General features: G+C 62.6%; 17 protein-coding genes. 7 read left to right on the forward strand and 10 right to left on the reverse strand.

Annotated features, from left to right (window positions below):
• Positions 1-16: 16 nt before the first annotated feature.
• A complete protein-coding gene (locus N436_RS03370) occupies positions 17-481 on the forward strand; it encodes a CopD family protein (protein WP_105945865.1) in 465 nt (154 codons plus the stop codon).
• A gap of 118 nt (positions 482-599) precedes the next feature.
• On the opposite strand, the gene N436_RS03375 is transcribed toward N436_RS03370, so the two are convergent.
• The 4 genes from N436_RS03375 to N436_RS03390 all read right to left on the reverse strand — a co-directional run bounded on the left by N436_RS03375 (position 600) and on the right by N436_RS03390 (position 3,226).
• On the reverse strand, positions 600-1,358 hold the full coding sequence (locus tag N436_RS03375; RefSeq protein WP_105945864.1) for a hypothetical protein: 759 nt from the start codon (positions 1,356-1,358) through the stop codon (positions 600-602).
• On the reverse strand, positions 1,351-1,626 hold the full coding sequence (locus N436_RS03380; RefSeq protein ID WP_016713783.1) for a DUF1145 domain-containing protein: 276 nt from the start codon (positions 1,624-1,626) through the stop codon (positions 1,351-1,353). Before N436_RS03380 ends, N436_RS03375 begins: the two co-directional genes overlap by 8 nt.
• A gap of 98 nt (positions 1,627-1,724) precedes the next feature.
• Complete coding sequence (locus N436_RS03385) at positions 1,725-2,444, reverse strand: OmpA family protein (RefSeq protein ID WP_110740432.1); 720 nt, start codon at positions 2,442-2,444, stop codon at positions 1,725-1,727.
• A gap of 89 nt (positions 2,445-2,533) precedes the next feature.
• Positions 2,534-3,226: an OmpA family protein gene (locus tag N436_RS03390; protein WP_110740433.1), complete on the reverse strand. Its 693-nt coding sequence runs from the start codon at positions 3,224-3,226 to the stop codon at positions 2,534-2,536.
• A gap of 159 nt (positions 3,227-3,385) precedes the next feature.
• Between N436_RS03390 and N436_RS03395 the strand changes: the two genes are divergently transcribed.
• Genes N436_RS03395 through N436_RS03410 form a run of 4 tightly spaced genes read left to right on the forward strand, consistent with a single transcriptional unit; the run spans position 3,386 to position 5,049 of the window.
• Positions 3,386-3,880 carry a DUF6231 family protein gene (locus N436_RS03395; protein WP_060497855.1) on the forward strand — a complete coding sequence of 165 codons (495 nt, stop codon included), beginning with the start codon at positions 3,386-3,388 and terminating at the stop codon, positions 3,878-3,880.
• Between the two features lie 2 nt (positions 3,881-3,882).
• Positions 3,883-4,359 (forward strand): YchJ family protein, encoded by a 477-nt coding sequence (locus N436_RS03400; RefSeq protein WP_025754557.1) that lies wholly within the window; start codon positions 3,883-3,885, stop codon positions 4,357-4,359.
• Between the two features lie 2 nt (positions 4,360-4,361).
• Complete coding sequence (locus N436_RS03405) at positions 4,362-4,838, forward strand: LEA type 2 family protein (RefSeq protein WP_105945862.1); 477 nt, start codon at positions 4,362-4,364, stop codon at positions 4,836-4,838.
• Positions 4,839-4,845: 7 nt separating this feature from the next.
• Positions 4,846-5,049 (forward strand): SEC-C metal-binding domain-containing protein, encoded by a 204-nt coding sequence (locus N436_RS03410; protein WP_110679145.1) that lies wholly within the window; start codon positions 4,846-4,848, stop codon positions 5,047-5,049.
• Between the two features lie 31 nt (positions 5,050-5,080).
• Here the strand turns inward: N436_RS03410 and N436_RS03415 are convergent, their stop codons facing one another.
• The 4 genes from N436_RS03415 to N436_RS03430 are packed head-to-tail and all read right to left on the reverse strand — an operon-like array spanning position 5,081 to position 8,686.
• Entirely contained in the window at positions 5,081-5,983 is a 903-nt protein-coding gene (locus tag N436_RS03415; RefSeq protein ID WP_105945861.1) for a pyridoxal-phosphate dependent enzyme, read from the reverse strand.
• On the reverse strand, positions 5,980-7,191 hold the full coding sequence (locus tag N436_RS03420) for an MFS transporter (RefSeq protein WP_110740434.1): 1,212 nt from the start codon (positions 7,189-7,191) through the stop codon (positions 5,980-5,982). Before N436_RS03420 ends, N436_RS03415 begins: the two co-directional genes overlap by 4 nt.
• Positions 7,188-7,976 carry an alanyl-tRNA editing protein gene (locus tag N436_RS03425; RefSeq protein ID WP_105945859.1) on the reverse strand — a complete coding sequence of 263 codons (789 nt, stop codon included), beginning with the start codon at positions 7,974-7,976 and terminating at the stop codon, positions 7,188-7,190. The genes N436_RS03420 and N436_RS03425 overlap by 4 nt, the downstream gene beginning before the upstream one ends.
• Positions 7,973-8,686, reverse strand: a complete 714-nt coding sequence (locus N436_RS03430; RefSeq protein ID WP_177410253.1) for a serine O-acetyltransferase — start codon at positions 8,684-8,686, stop codon at positions 7,973-7,975. Before N436_RS03430 ends, N436_RS03425 begins: the two co-directional genes overlap by 4 nt.
• A gap of 171 nt (positions 8,687-8,857) precedes the next feature.
• Between N436_RS03430 and N436_RS03435 the strand changes: the two genes are divergently transcribed.
• Entirely contained in the window at positions 8,858-10,198 is a 1,341-nt protein-coding gene (locus N436_RS03435; RefSeq protein ID WP_105945858.1) for a PLP-dependent aminotransferase family protein, read from the forward strand.
• Between the two features lie 103 nt (positions 10,199-10,301).
• Positions 10,302-12,743, forward strand: a complete 2,442-nt coding sequence (locus tag N436_RS03440; RefSeq protein WP_110740435.1) for a penicillin acylase family protein — start codon at positions 10,302-10,304, stop codon at positions 12,741-12,743.
• Positions 12,744-12,781: 38 nt separating this feature from the next.
• Here N436_RS03440 and N436_RS03445 read toward each other — a convergent pair whose 3' ends face one another.
• Together N436_RS03445 and N436_RS03450 are read right to left on the reverse strand one after the other, a co-directional pair.
• Positions 12,782-13,231, reverse strand: a complete 450-nt coding sequence (locus N436_RS03445; RefSeq protein ID WP_256589612.1) for a type II toxin-antitoxin system HicB family antitoxin — start codon at positions 13,229-13,231, stop codon at positions 12,782-12,784.
• A complete protein-coding gene (locus N436_RS03450) occupies positions 13,228-13,410 on the reverse strand; it encodes a type II toxin-antitoxin system HicA family toxin (RefSeq protein WP_110740625.1) in 183 nt (60 codons plus the stop codon). Before N436_RS03450 ends, N436_RS03445 begins: the two co-directional genes overlap by 4 nt.
• Positions 13,411-13,590 lie beyond the last annotated feature (180 nt).

Below are 13,590 nucleotides of genomic sequence, written 5' to 3' on the forward strand. Positions count from 1 at the left end.
CCGCATGGAGATCCGGATGCTTGCCTTTGCCCTGCCCTACACACTGCATGTTCTGGCTGCCCTGGTATGGGTCGGCGGCATGTTCTTCGCCTGGCTGGTGCTGCGCCCGGCAACGGTTGTAGCCCTTGAAGGGCCTGCGCGGCTGCGCCTGTGGGTGGAAGTTTTCCGACGCTTCTTCGGCTGGGTCTGGGTGGCCGTGGCGATCTTGGCGATAAGTGGTATCGGCATGTTGCACATGCGCTTCAGCGGCTTCGAGACTGCGCCAAAGTACGTGCAGGTGATGATCGGCGGCGGGATCGCCATGTTTGCCTTGTTCATGCGCATTCAGGCGTTGCTGTTGCCCGAGCTGAAGGCAGCGGTGCAGGCGGAGGACTGGCCGACGGGTGCGGCAGTGCTGGGGCGGATTCGACGGATGGTGGGGATCAACCTGCTGCTGGGCATGGCGGTGGTCGCCGTGGCCAGTTCGCGCCTGATGATCTGATGTTGCCTGAACTAGCCCTATCGCCGGCAAGCCGGCTCCCACAGGTACTCTGCATGGCTTGCAGCTGATGCGGTCGGGGTGGGAGCTGGCTTGCCGGCGATAGGGCCAGTTCAGGTTTTCAAAGGCGCTGCAGGATCAACTCACCCGCTGCCCCCGCCAATCCTGGCTGGCCCGGCTGCCCCGGCCGGCCATTGGCCCCGGCGTCGGTGCTGTACACAAGGCAACCTTTACTCGCCCCGCCTTTACCCGCCTTGCCTGCCGCCCCGGCCTTGCCCGGTGCGCCGCCATCCAGGCGCACCACAATGTGCTCCTGCGGGAAGCCCTGCGGCAGGCTCAGACGAATGCGCCCACCCGGGGCACCGTCGTGCCCGTTGCCGCCATTATCGCCATTGGCACCGCGACTGGCCTGGCCCCATGTGCAACCACCTGCCTGGCCATTGGCACCATCAAGCCCCACGTACCCCGGCGCACCGGCGCCGCCACGGGCATCGATCGCCACCCGCTCGGCATCCAGCTCAGCCAGTTTCAGGTCCAGGCTGCGGCCCGAGCGGGCTGCCCGCTGGTAGCTACCGGCAGCCCCTGGAGCACTGAACTCACTGCCTTCGCCCAACCTGGCGCTGCGCGCCTCGATCAGCAACGGGCTATCGGAAGGTGCAATGGCGATACGCGCATCACGCCCCAGCTCAAGCTGGTCGACCTTCAATTGCGCAAGCGAGGCAGGCAGCAGCAGGGTTGCCGAATCAGCGACACGCAAGTGCGTGAAGTGCACGCTGGCCGATTTGTCGGGCAGGCGCAGCATGGAGTTGGCGGCGACTTCCAGGCTTTCGGCCTGAGCCAGGGGAGTGGCCAACATGGCCAGCAACATCAGATTACGCATTTCGCGGCGCCTCCTGCGCACGGGGAATGGACATGACATGGAAGATACCCGTCAACAGGATCTGCAATCGGTCGAACCAGCGGTGGCTGCGCCCACGCAGGCTGCCATTGAAGAACAGCACTTCGAGCAGGTGCAGGCCGAACAGGAAGATACCAGCGGCATTGATCAGCAGATTGAAGGGCAAAGGTTGTGGCAACAGCTGATTGAACAACACCACACCCCAGAAAGCGACCGTCAGGACCTTGCCCAGGCCCAGGATGAACTTCATACCCCGCCCCTATCGATTGTTGTTATGTCGAGACGGCCCGATCGAGCGGGCCGTGCGCCCCACATTAACTGCAATGCCAAGGCAGGCGCCAGCACCGCTCAGTTGAGGTGCAGCTCCACCCGTCGGTTGCGCGCGCGGCCTTCCTCGGTTTCGTTGTCGGTGACCGGCTCGCTTTCCCCACGCCCCTGACTGGTGACCTTGCCGGGCTCCAGGCCCTGGCTGATAAGGTACTCGGCAACACTGCTGGCACGGCGCTCGGAAAGCGCCTGATTGTAGGTGTCGGAGCCCACGCTGTCGGTGTGCCCGATCACCGCGACCTTGGCTACCGTCGGTGAGTTGAGCTTCGCCACCAGGCCTTGCAGCCGTTGCTGGGCCGCCGGGGTCAGGTCGGCGGAATCGAAGGCGAACATCACCGCGCCGTTGTCATCCAGGATGATGACTTCAGGTGCAGGTTCGGGTGCGGTAACAGGGGGGGCTGCCGGATACACCTTCAACGGGCAACCCATGTGGTCGACCGCCGTGTTGGCTGGGGTGTCGGGGCAACGATCGCGGCGGTCGAAAATACCATCGCCATCTTCGTCACCGTCCTGGGCATAGCAGATCAGCCCCCCGGTAATGGCGCCCAGGGCGCCGCCACCTGCGGCCCAGGCAGAACTTTCGATAGCGCCCAGGCCGCCACCGACCAGGCCGCCCAACAGGCTGCAGATGGGCCAGGTCCTTTGGTTGAGGGGCGCGCTGCCATCGCTATGGGTAGCGCAGCCCGCGAGCAGGCTGGCAGCCACCAACAGCGGCAATGCCGCCTTCGACGTCACACTCATGCTGAATGCTCCTGTGTCATTGGCCACAAACGGCTGACCGGCATCAAGACGCGCCCGTGCCACTGCTCAAGGCACGGGCGCATGCCGTGTTACCGCTGGATCTTGATCTCGGTACGACGGTTCATGGCGCGCCCTTCGGCCGTGGCATTGTCAGCCACCGGTTGGGTTTCACCGGCACCGACCACCGAAACGAAGCTGCTGCGCGGTACGCCGCTCTCGACCAGGTAATCGGTCACCGAGTGGGCACGACGTTCGGACAGTTTCTGGTTGTAGCTGTCGGAACCGACGCTGTCGGTGTGGCCGCTGACACTCAGGCGGGCGGACGGCGCTTCCTGTTTGAGGCGCGTGGCAATGGTGTTGAGGCGTTCTTTGTCGCGGGCGGTCAGCTTCGCAGAGTCGAATTCGAAGTGCACATCGCGGATGACGATGACCTCTTCTTTCTGCACCACCACTTCCTCGACCACGACTGCCGGCTCAGGCGGGCACCCGTTGGCATCGACCTGCACCCCACGCGGGGTGCCAGGGCACTTGTCACGGCTGTCCGGCACGCCGTCGCCATCCTCGTCGCCATCTCCATGGGCCCAGCAGTAACCCGCCGCCAGGCCACCGCCCAGCAACGCGCCCCAGCCAGCCCAGCTGGAACTTTCGATAGCGCCCAAGGCGGCGCCGCCTACACCCCCGACGGCGGCACATTTCGGCCAGTCGGTTTTTTGCAAACCTGCACAACCAGTCAACACACTGGTGAGCAGTACCAGGGGTATCGCTGTGCGTACTATGCTCATTTCATTGCTTCTCCTAGGGGGAATCGGCATAAGGCCGATCTCTGGGAGTAAAGACCGCGCATTCCAACCCTGCCAGCAATAAGCCACGACGCGGTCACATGCCTCTTTGCCCGCAGGCTGCGGCCCGCTAGTCTTGGACGACTTGAACGAGGATTGGCAATGACCGAAGGTTTCTCCCAACGTACGCCGCAGCAGGCTTTGGCAGCCCTGCTGGAGCGCTTCACCCCGCAACGCCTGCTGCTGGTGGGCACACGCTTCCCGGCGCTCGACGCCTTCGCCGCGGCACACCCGCAGGTGAGCATCGCCACAGCGGCCCCTGGCCCGCTTCCGGCCGAGCTTGCGGCCCAGCGTTTTGACCTGGCGGTGCTGGTGGACTGCCTGGAGCACCTGCCCAAACGCACGGGCCTGGAACTGCTCGGCGGCATCCGCAACCTCAATGCCAGCCGGGTTGCCGTGCTGGCCGACCTGGCCGCCTGCGGCTGGCAAGACACCGACTTTTTCGCCCTGGCCCTGTCGGCCAGCGAGAAATTCTGCCGTGACCAGCAGGTATTGAGCCTGTTCACCTATGATCTACATGACTACAAGCAGGTCCCGGACTGGCTCAACGCCAGGTTCTGGGCCAACCCTGAAAACTTCGGCAAGTACTGGTGGTGATGATGAGTGTCTCGGTCTGCCCTTGTGGCAGTGGCAACCTGCTGGATGCCTGCTGTGGGCATTACCATGCCGGCACCCCGGCACCCGATGCCCAGGCGCTGATGCGCTCACGTTACAGTGCCTACGTGCTGGGCCTGGTCGACTACCTGGTGGCCACCACTTTGCCTGCCCAACAAGCCGACCTGGACCGTGCCGCCATGGCCGCCTGGAGCGCCCAGAGCACCTGGCTGGGCCTGGAGGTAGAAAGCGCTGAAGTACTCGGCGGCCAACCGGAACACGGCTTTGTCACCTTCACCGCACGCTGGCACGACCAGGAGGGCGACCACCAGCACCGCGAACGCTCGGCGTTCGTCCAGCATGCCGGGCGCTGGTACTTCATCGACCCTACGGTCGGGTTGAAGGCCGGGCGCAACGACCCCTGCCCCTGCGCCAGCGGGCAGAAGTTCAAGAAATGCTGCGCCAGTTACGTCGGGAGCTGAGCATGAACGCCCGCGCCCGTCTGCTGCTGCTCGGTACACTGATGACATGGCTGGCGGGCTGCAGCAGTTGGGGCGGTGAAGACTGGCGCGAACCCGAGGTGCGCCTGGTCGAAGTCGAAACGGTCAAGGCCAGGTTGCTGGAGCAGGAGTTCGTGCTGCACCTGCAAGTCGACAACCCCAATGACAGCCGTCTGTTCATCCGCAACCTGTCGTATGCCGTGCGCCTGAACGACCTGCTGCTGGTGCAGGATGAAACCAGCGTATGGCGCAGCGTGGGCGGGCATGCCCGGCGTACCTTCAAGATCACCGCGCGTACCAACCTGTGGCAGCACCTCAAGCCGCTGGCCAAGCTGCTCAGAAGCAAGCAACCGCTGCACTACACCCTGCAGGGCGAACTGGCGACCGGGCTGCTTATCCATCGGGACCTGCACTTATCGCGCAGTGGTGAGATAATCCCCGGCGATCACATCCCGGAGTAACCCTGCAATGTCCCAGCAACCCCACGTTCATGGCCCTGACTGCAACCACGACCATGATCACCACCATGACCATGACCATGGCCATGTTCACGGCCCGCACTGCAACCACGGCCACCAGGAGCCGGTACGTAACGCCCTGAAGGACGTTGGCCGTAACGACCCGTGCCCATGCGGTAGCGAGAAGAAGTTCAAAAAGTGCCACGGCGCCTGATCTGACGTCGCCCCCTGCTGAGGGCCTTGGCCTATGCGGCCTTGCGCCGGGTCGCCCCCAGCAGGTCCTGGTACCACAGGCCGGCGTCATAGGCGATGGTCACCACAGTGGTTCCGGCATACCGCGGGTGCTGGGCCATGCGCTGAGCAACGGCCAGGCAGGCGGCAGCGGTATTGCCCACGAAAATGCCACTTTGCATGTAGAACCAGCGCTGCGCAGCCAGCATCTCTGCGTGTTGCACCTGGGCCCGCTCGTCCACCAGCGACCAGTCCATGAAGGGCGGGCAAACCCCCACCGCCATGCCTTCGAAGCGATGGTCGGCAAACACACCTGCCCTTGAGTCACACCCGCAGGGGTCGACCAACACCGTCGACACCTCGAAACCGTGATCTTTCAGCCCCAGCGTAATGCCCGTGAAGCTTGCACCCGTACCCGCACAGCCAACAAACAGGACTTCCCGCCCTGCCCCGGCGTTGGTCAGTTGCACGGCCAGCTCGCTGGCCGTCTGGTAACGGTGGGCCTCGATACCCACCGGGTTGTTGAACTGGTCGGTATAGAAGTATGACTTGCCCAACGCGGCCTGGTTATCCAGGTGGTGCATGACCACATCCTTGGGGGTGGCACCGGCCATCAGCATTTCCTTGCCGATCAGCCGGGCACCGAAACACTCGAGCAGATCCCGCTTGGTCTGGCTGAAGCTCAGCCCGACCGCCAGCTCCACCGCGACCTGGTACTTGTGACAGGCCGCCAGCAAGCCGAAGCCGAAACTGCCACCGGTTTTCTCGATGACGGTTGTCACACCGGGAATGATGTCGCCATTGCGCACGGCATGCTCGACGATGCGCCGGGCCGCCCGGTATTTGTGGCTTCCCCCCGGGTTGTTCATTTCCAGCTTGGTATAGATGCGATCGCTGACACTGATGAGCTCGCTCATTTGCGGCTACCTTCCATTGAAGTATGCAGGCAGGCCTTGTTCTGCAGCAGGCCGGCAGTGGCAACCAGCAGCCCGATGCACAGGGCCATACAGATGGCGTTGGTGCCATCCCAGCCGACCGTGCTCAGCAACAGCGAAGGGCTGAACGCGCCGAGGGTGGCGAAGATGGCAATGGCCAGGTCGTTCTTGCCCTGCATCTGCATCGCTGCCGGGCTGTTCTGCAGCGACTGGGCCAGCAAGGCGCCGCCGCCTACATACGTCAGGTTCCAACCCAGCCCGAGGGCAATCAGTGCCAGGGTCATCATGGCGTAGCTGTGCGACCAGATATTCAGGGCCGAGCAGCCGATCAGCAGGGCCAGGCCCGCGCAAATGGTGGTCCTGATACCCAACCGCTGGATGATCGCACCGGTGAAGAACGACGGGGCAAACATGGCAATCACATGCCACTGGATCGCCAGGCGTACGTCCGAGAAGTCCTCGTGCATGTGCTTCATGTGCATCGAGGCCTGGATCATCAGCAGGTTCATGATCCCGTAGCTCAGTGCAGCAACGCCCATTGCTACCACCACACTCGGGCTTAACGGCTCGGTGCGTGGGCGGGCCGACTGGGCGGCGCTGTTGACCGTGGTGGTCACACCGCCATCGTCTGGCAGGCAAAGGGCAATCAGCAGTGACAGCAGCGCCAGGCCGACAAACGCGGAATAACACAGCGAAAACAGTGGATAGCCACCCACATCTCGCAGCCACTCGGTAAGCGTCGGCCCGACCACCGCGGCGATGACGCCCCCAGCCACAACCAGCGAAAGGGCTTTGGGTTTCAGGGCCTGAGACAGATTGTCGGTGGCCGCGAAGCGGTTGAAGTTGGCGAAGGCGATGTACACGCCCAGCGCAGAATGGCTAAGGACCAGCGTTGCAAAATGCTGGTGCTCCACCGCCAGAAAGCCGCTGATACCCGACAATGCCAAAGGAATCGCGCCCAGCATGAAAGCCTTCTTGCGGCCGATGCGGCTCATCAGCCTGGAGACCGGGTAGGTTGCCAGCATCAGGCTCAGAAACTGAAACCCGTATGGCACGGTGGACCACGCGGCATCAGGGGCCAGCGCCGCGCCGACAATGGCGGCCATGGTCACGGACATGACCGCTGTGGTCAGGTTGATCGACTGTGCGGTGAAATACAGGTACGTGCGCCGCGGTAACGTGCTGTTCATAGTGCGTGCCCGTGGTAAGTGGACAGGTCGATTTCGGCATCGGGGAACGCGCAGATCAGCCGTTCCTTACCTTTACCCAGGCGTTTGCGCCTGACGCTCAGGCGCCCGATACGCCCTGGTGAATCGAGGTGTGTGCCACCGCACGGAATTTCGATGCCGTTGTAGGTCCACAAACGTGCGTCTTCCAGGCCCTCGACCGCGTAGTGCTCGATGGGTGCATCGCAGCCGATCAGTTCGTTGGCCCGCCGCTCTATTTCAACCACCTCTTCGGCCGTGAAAGCGTCCTCGACCAGGAAGTCGAAACGTGCCGAATCCTCTTTGATGTGGCAGCCGATGGTCCATTGCTGCAGCTCTTCACGCAGCCCGATAGCAGCGGCATACAGAAAGTGACTGGCACTGTGAGACAGCGTCAGCCGTTCGCGCCGTTCAACATCGATGGTGATGCGGGCCGGCATGCCTGGCGTGACGTCATCCAGCAAGTGCAGGTCATCAGGGTGCAGGCTGTGAATAATGATGCCGCCCAGTTTTCCGCCCTTGAAACCTTCGAGGCGAATCGGGCTGCCATACAGTTTTTTCACCCAGACAAACCGCACAGTTCCCACCGGTAATTCAATAGTGCCGAAGTCCGCTTCCTGGCCGCCACCTTCCGGGTAAGCCACGGTACTCTGCAATTCAATGCCATCACTGTGCACGCGTGTTACTTGCGTATCAACGCCGGCCAGGTACTGGTCTTTGTAATACAGCTTTTCGGTATTGCGTAAAACTTCATAGTTCAGAGCGTTCATGATTCCAGCACCACCTGCAATGATGTTTTAACCTGTACCCGGGCAGCAGCGGGAACATCTTTGGTAATAATGCAGCCCGGCCCGATAAATGCGCCGTCACCCACGTGGATAGCGCCCAGCACACTGGCGAATGCGCCGATTTGTACCCGGTTACCCAAGGTCGGGTGCCTGGGGCTTGAAGGGTTGCCGCTGATACCGCGGGCGCCCAGGGTGACGCCGCCCAGCACGTAGCAATCGTCACCAATGGTCGAGGTTTCGCCTATGACGGTGCCCATGCCGTGATCGATGATGAAGCGTGCGCCAATACGGCTGCGGAAGTGGATCTCCGCCCCGGAGAGCATTTTGCCGCGCCTGGAGATCATGGCCGCCAGGCATTGACCTCCGGCACCATAGGCAGCAGCGGTATTGTTGTAGATCCAATGGGCGAGCCGATAATGCAGAACGGCAGAATAAGAGGTGTACGTTCTTGCAATGAAGACCAGGTCGCAGCCCGCGGCCGGATCTTTCAGGGCAAAGGCCTGCAAATCGGCATGGGCTTGTTCGGTGACACACTGAATAACTGCAGTTTCTTTAAACGCTTCGAATTCTTCAACTGAACAACACTCCAATAGCGCCGATGTAACAAGGTTCCTTACAACCTTGAATGTTTCCGGTTCATCAGGCACAGGTAGCCTGGCAATGACGGCTGATTGCATATCCATAGAGTGCATGGGCTCGATATCCAGTTGTCTGGTTGAACAGACGCTTAAGGTGCTGCCTTTGCGGGCAACCAACACTTCCGACAAGGGAATAGTGGCATGTACTGGCCATTTGAAAACGAACAGTCGACAAGCATTTCCGTTAACTGTTAGGCTTTTTTTTCTAACGGTTTGAGACCTGCCATGAACACCAGCAGCCTTCATCACCAGTTAAGACAACGCCTGGATGCAGGGGAGTGGCTGCCCGGGCAGCGCATGCCCTCCATCCGGAAACTGACGGCTGCGGTCGACTTCAGTTACCACGACGTTGTTTCGGCCTACGCCCAGCTGGTCAGCGAAGGTGTGTTGACGGCTTCACCGGGCAGGGGCTACTTCGTCGCGACCCGGTCACGGCAAACCGGTGTGATCCACGAGCCCGAATGCATGGCGGGCGACCCGCTCTTCAAGCTGCTGCAAGGTGGCCAGCACTACACCAAGCTGGGCAGCGGCTGGCTCCCCCCCGCCTGGCGTGACACCGAACTGCTGGCCAAGGCCATTCGCCGCACGGCGCGGCTGGAGCAAAGCTCGCTGGCCGAATACGGCGACATCCAGGGCTACCTGCCCATGCGCAAACAGCTGTGCGTACACATGAAACGGCTGACCCGTGTCGATGTCCGCCCCAACCAGTTGCTGACCACACTGGGCGCTACACAAGGCCTGGACCTGGTTGCGCGGCTACTGATCAAGCCAGGCGACCACGTTTTCGTCGACGAGCCGGGTAACGGCAACCTGATCAAGCTGATCCAGCTGGCGGGCGGGCACGTTGTCGGCATACGGCGAACCCAGGACGGGCCGGACGTGGAAGAGATGAAAACCTACCTGGCCAGGCACAAGGTCAAGGCATTTTTCTGCAACAGCACCTTCCACAACCCGACCGGCAGCAACATCAGCCCGCACAACGCCTTCAGCGTCCTGCGCCTGGCGGTAGAGCACGAGTTCTTCGTGGTCGAGGACGATGTGTATGGCGACTTCAGCCCGGCCGTACGCCAGACCTTTGCCGAGCTGGACAACCTTGACCGGGTTATCTACATCGGCAGTTTCTCCAAATGCCTGTCAGCATCGCTGCGCGTGGGCTTCATCGCCTGCTCACAAGACCTGATCGAACCGCTGACACGCCTGAAACTGCTGACCTGTGTTGCCGTCCCGGCGTTTTGCGAACGCTTCGTCAACACCATATTGTCGGATGGCACCTATGCCCGGCACATGAATGATGTGCAGCAGCGCCTGATCAGGCAGCAGGTCCAGACCCAGCGGCTTCTGATCGAGCGAGGCTGGCAGTTTGAAATCGCACCGCAAGGGGGGATGTTCCTCTGGGTCTACCACCCGGACCTGCCAGACCTGCAACCCCTGGTGCGCAAACTGGAACAAAACAAGATCCTGCTGATGCCCGGCTCGGCGTTCGCCGTTACCCGTGACTACCGGCGCTATGCGCGCATCAATTGCACGCACTTTTCCGAGACGTTGGCAGACCACTTCAACGTTTGAGGCAGCGCTGGCAAATAAACCGACCTGGGACCTTGCATGGCGCCTGCGCGCTTACTACCTTAGCGCCTTTCGAAACCCGCCACGCCTTGCAGGAGCCCTTGTCATGGCCGCCCCCGCCTTTCCTCCCTTCCGCCCGCGGTTCGCAACCGCTGCCACGCTGCTCGGCATGCTCGGGCTGGCCGGCTGCCAGACGGGCGGCTACCAGGACAGCGTGCCACCGACCAGTGGCGTGCAGCCGCTCAAGGGCCTGGCGCAGAATGTTTCAGTACGCCGCAATGCCATGGGTGCGCCACTGATCGAAAGCAGCAGCTTCCATGATGCGCTGTTCAGCCTGGGCTATGTGCATGCCGGTGACCGCATCGAGCAGATGGTCGCCATGCGCCTGCTGGCCCAAGGCCGCCTGGCCGAACTGGCCGGCAGCGAAGCGCTGGACATCGACCGCCTGATGCGCGCGGCCAACCTCAAGCAAAGCGCCGCCCAGCAGTACGCCGACGCCTCGCCACGGCTCAAGCGCTTTTTCGAAGTGTACGCACGCGGGGTCAACGCCTACCTGTTCCGCTACCGCGACAAGCTGCCGGCCGGCCTGGCCAGCAGTGGCTATCGCCCGGAATACTGGAAGCCCGAAGACTCGGCGCTGATCTTCAACTTGTACGCGTTCAGCCAATCGGTGAACCTGCAGGAAGAATTGAGTGCCCTGACCCTCGCGCAGAAAGCCGGCAGCGACAAGCTGGCCTGGCTGCTGCCAGGCGCCCCGGACGAGCCATTGGCCGAAGGCGAGGTGGACAAGCTCAAGGGCCTGAACCTGGCCAGCCAGCTGCCTGGCCTGCCAGCGCTGGCGGCCGCCAGCCAGAAACTGGCCGACCTCGACCTGCTCGGCAGCCCGGGCTCGGCCAACCTGGCCCTGGCCCCGCAGCGCAGCCGCAGTGGCAAGAGCCTGCTGGCCAGCGACAGCCGCGCTGCCTGGGCCCTGAGCCCGGTACAGATCCACACCGGCAAGTACCAGGTTGCCGGCCTGTCGTTGCCGGGCTTGCCGATCGTGCTGGCCGGTTACAACGGCAAACTGGCCTGGAGCAGCAGCGCCGTGATGGCCGACAACCAGGACCTGTTCCTGGAGCAACTGCGTCGTCAAGGCAGCCAGCTGAGCTACCTGGCCGACGGCAAATGGCTGCCGGCCCGCGCCCGTAGCGAAACGTTCTTCGTCCGAGGCCAGCGCCCGCTGCGCGAGGTGATGTATGACACCCGCCACGGCACCCTGCTGGCCCAGCCAGACAACGCCAGCCTGGGCCTGGCGCTGAACCTGCCGCAGTTCAAAGGCGACCGCAGCCTGGATGCGCTGTTCGACCTGACCCGGGCCAGGAACGTGGAACGCGCCTTCGACAGTACCCGCGAAGTGACCGCCGCGGCCCTCAATTTTGTCTTCGCCGAGCCGGAGCACATCGGCTGGCAAGTCAGTGGCCGCTACCCCAACCGCCGCGAAGGCCAGGGCCTGCTGCCCTCGCCGGGCTGGGACGGGCGCTACGACTGGGATGGCTATGCCGACCCGATGCTGCACCCGTACGACCAGGACCCGCCTGCTGGCTGGATCGGCCACGCCAACCAGCGCAGCCTGCCGCGCGGCTACGGCATGCAGCTGTCCAGCACCTGGTACTACCCTGAGCGCGCCGAGCGCCTGGCCCAACTGGCCGGCAATGGCCGCCACGACAGCCGCAGCCTGATGGCCCTGCAGAACGACCAGGTGACCCTGCTGGCCGACAAGCTCAAGCAGATGTTCGACGCCCCCGGCATGGCCCAGCCCTTGAAGCAGGCGATCGACGCCCTGCCTGCCGCACAACGCGACAAGGCCCGCGACACGCTGGCCCGGCTCAAGGCCTTCGATGGCCGACTGAGCCCAGTGTCGGCGGATGCCGCGCTGTACGAGCTGTTCTTGCAAGAGGTAACGCGGCAAACCTTCCTCGACGACCTGGGCCCGGAATCCGGCCCGGCCTGGCAGGCGTTCGTCAGCAATGCCCGCTTGTCGTTTTCGGCCCAGGCCGATCACCTGCTGGGCCGCGACGACAGCCCGTTCTGGGATGACCGCAACACCCCACAAAAAGAAGACAAGCCTACCATTCTCGCCCGCAGCCTGGCGGGAGCAATGGACGCCGGGATCGCGCAACTGGGCGCCGACCGCCGCGCCTGGCAGTGGGGCAAGCTGCACCAGTACCGCTGGCCAGCACCGGCCTACCATGGCCTGGGTGAAGCCATCAGCCGCTCACCACTGGCTGCAGGTGGCGACTTCACCACCCTGGCCCTGACGCCATACGCCTGGGGCAGCGACTTCGACACCCGCCTGCCGGCCTCGACGCGGATGATCGTCGACTTCGGCCAGCCCGAACCGTTGCAGGTGCTGACCAGCAGCGGCCAGTCCGGTAACCCGGCAAGCGCGCACTACAACGACGGACTGGATGCCTGGTTCAAAGGCCGGTTCATGAGCCTGCCGCTGCAGCAGCAGAACTTCGGGCGGGCGTATGGCAGCCAGCGCTTGACCTTGGTGCCTGGCAAGTAAGCCCTCGGTCCGAGCCGCCAGCTGTGGCGGCTCGGGCTTTAAACAGCGACGACTGAAAGCTCGATCCGCTGTCCCAACACATGCAAGGCATGCTCAACCTGCTCGATTTTCGAGCGATGCAACAGATCGACCAGACGATCGACCTGGGGACGATTTACCCCTAGCCGGCGTGCCATCTCGGTCTTGCTGATTTTTTGTCCCACCATCGTATTCCACAGCGCCGCCTTCGCTGCCGTCAGGGCTGGCAGGCGTACCACGGGCTGGCCAGCCGCAGGCGCTGAAGGTAGAGGGATAGCCTGTTTCTGATCCACATAGAACGAAAGCGCAGACTCCAAGGCATCCACCGCATCGAACAATGCTTCCTCCGAAGTATCACCCGCGCAGGCCATCTCTGGCACATCGGGACAACTCACCCAGACACTACCGCCTTCCTGATGAACAACCACCGGATACTCGAATATCATCACATGCCTCTCTGAACCCTTCATGCGTTCAATCCCAAGTCTTTCAGGATTTTCTTTCTCAGGCCTTCGCTTATTTCCTTCGCACCATGGTCCGGGAAAATCGTCTGGCGATTACCCAGGTAAACCTTGAAATGACTGCCCTTGGCAGCCACGAACGTAGCGCCTTGGCTACGCAGCCATCGGCGGAATTCACTGTATTTCATGCAGGCCTTCGTAGAGTCAATGTGCATGACGCGCCAGCAGATCGCAACATTTTTGTTGCACCCGTTCAACCACACACAGTTAACCGCAAAAGGCCGTTCGGCATTTCTGAATGGCGTGTAGTCCATTTCGCCAAGTAAAACCGTTCGAACTCCCGAGACCGTTCCGAGCTCTTAACAGGT

Origin of the sequence: Pseudomonas sp. RV120224-01b (assembly GCF_003208145.1) — a bacterium.
Taxonomy (GTDB): Bacteria; Pseudomonadota; Gammaproteobacteria; order Pseudomonadales; family Pseudomonadaceae; genus Aquipseudomonas; species Aquipseudomonas monteilii.

What these genes read in the sequence shown, in the direction of transcription:
- N436_RS03425 (WP_105945859.1), bottom strand. Translation starts at nt 7,976, where the DNA reads ATGAACGCTCTGAACTATGAAGTTTTACGCAATACCGAAAAGCTGTAT.
- N436_RS03385 (WP_110740432.1), bottom strand. Translation starts at nt 2,444, where the DNA reads ATGAGTGTGACGTCGAAGGCGGCATTGCCGCTGTTGGTGGCTGCCAGC.
- N436_RS03420 (WP_110740434.1), bottom strand. Translation starts at nt 7,191, where the DNA reads ATGAACAGCACGTTACCGCGGCGCACGTACCTGTATTTCACCGCACAG.
- N436_RS03415 (WP_105945861.1), bottom strand. Translation starts at nt 5,983, where the DNA reads ATGAGCGAGCTCATCAGTGTCAGCGATCGCATCTATACCAAGCTGGAA.
- N436_RS03435 (WP_105945858.1), top strand. Translation starts at nt 8,858, where the DNA reads ATGAACACCAGCAGCCTTCATCACCAGTTAAGACAACGCCTGGATGCA.
- N436_RS03380 (WP_016713783.1), bottom strand. Translation starts at nt 1,626, where the DNA reads ATGAAGTTCATCCTGGGCCTGGGCAAGGTCCTGACGGTCGCTTTCTGG.
- N436_RS03395 (WP_060497855.1), top strand. Translation starts at nt 3,386, where the DNA reads ATGACCGAAGGTTTCTCCCAACGTACGCCGCAGCAGGCTTTGGCAGCC.
- N436_RS03400 (WP_025754557.1), top strand. Translation starts at nt 3,883, where the DNA reads ATGAGTGTCTCGGTCTGCCCTTGTGGCAGTGGCAACCTGCTGGATGCC.
- N436_RS03440 (WP_110740435.1), top strand. Translation starts at nt 10,302, where the DNA reads ATGGCCGCCCCCGCCTTTCCTCCCTTCCGCCCGCGGTTCGCAACCGCT.
- N436_RS03390 (WP_110740433.1), bottom strand. Translation starts at nt 3,226, where the DNA reads ATGAGCATAGTACGCACAGCGATACCCCTGGTACTGCTCACCAGTGTG.
- N436_RS03430 (WP_177410253.1), bottom strand. Translation starts at nt 8,686, where the DNA reads ATGCACTCTATGGATATGCAATCAGCCGTCATTGCCAGGCTACCTGTG.
- N436_RS03405 (WP_105945862.1), top strand. Translation starts at nt 4,362, where the DNA reads ATGAACGCCCGCGCCCGTCTGCTGCTGCTCGGTACACTGATGACATGG.
- N436_RS03410 (WP_110679145.1), top strand. Translation starts at nt 4,846, where the DNA reads ATGTCCCAGCAACCCCACGTTCATGGCCCTGACTGCAACCACGACCAT.
- N436_RS03450 (WP_110740625.1), bottom strand. Translation starts at nt 13,410, where the DNA reads ATGAAATACAGTGAATTCCGCCGATGGCTGCGTAGCCAAGGCGCTACG.
- N436_RS03370 (WP_105945865.1), top strand. Translation starts at nt 17, where the DNA reads ATGCTTGCCTTTGCCCTGCCCTACACACTGCATGTTCTGGCTGCCCTG.
- N436_RS03375 (WP_105945864.1), bottom strand. Translation starts at nt 1,358, where the DNA reads ATGCGTAATCTGATGTTGCTGGCCATGTTGGCCACTCCCCTGGCTCAG.
- N436_RS03445 (WP_256589612.1), bottom strand. Translation starts at nt 13,231, where the DNA reads ATGAAGGGTTCAGAGAGGCATGTGATGATATTCGAGTATCCGGTGGTT.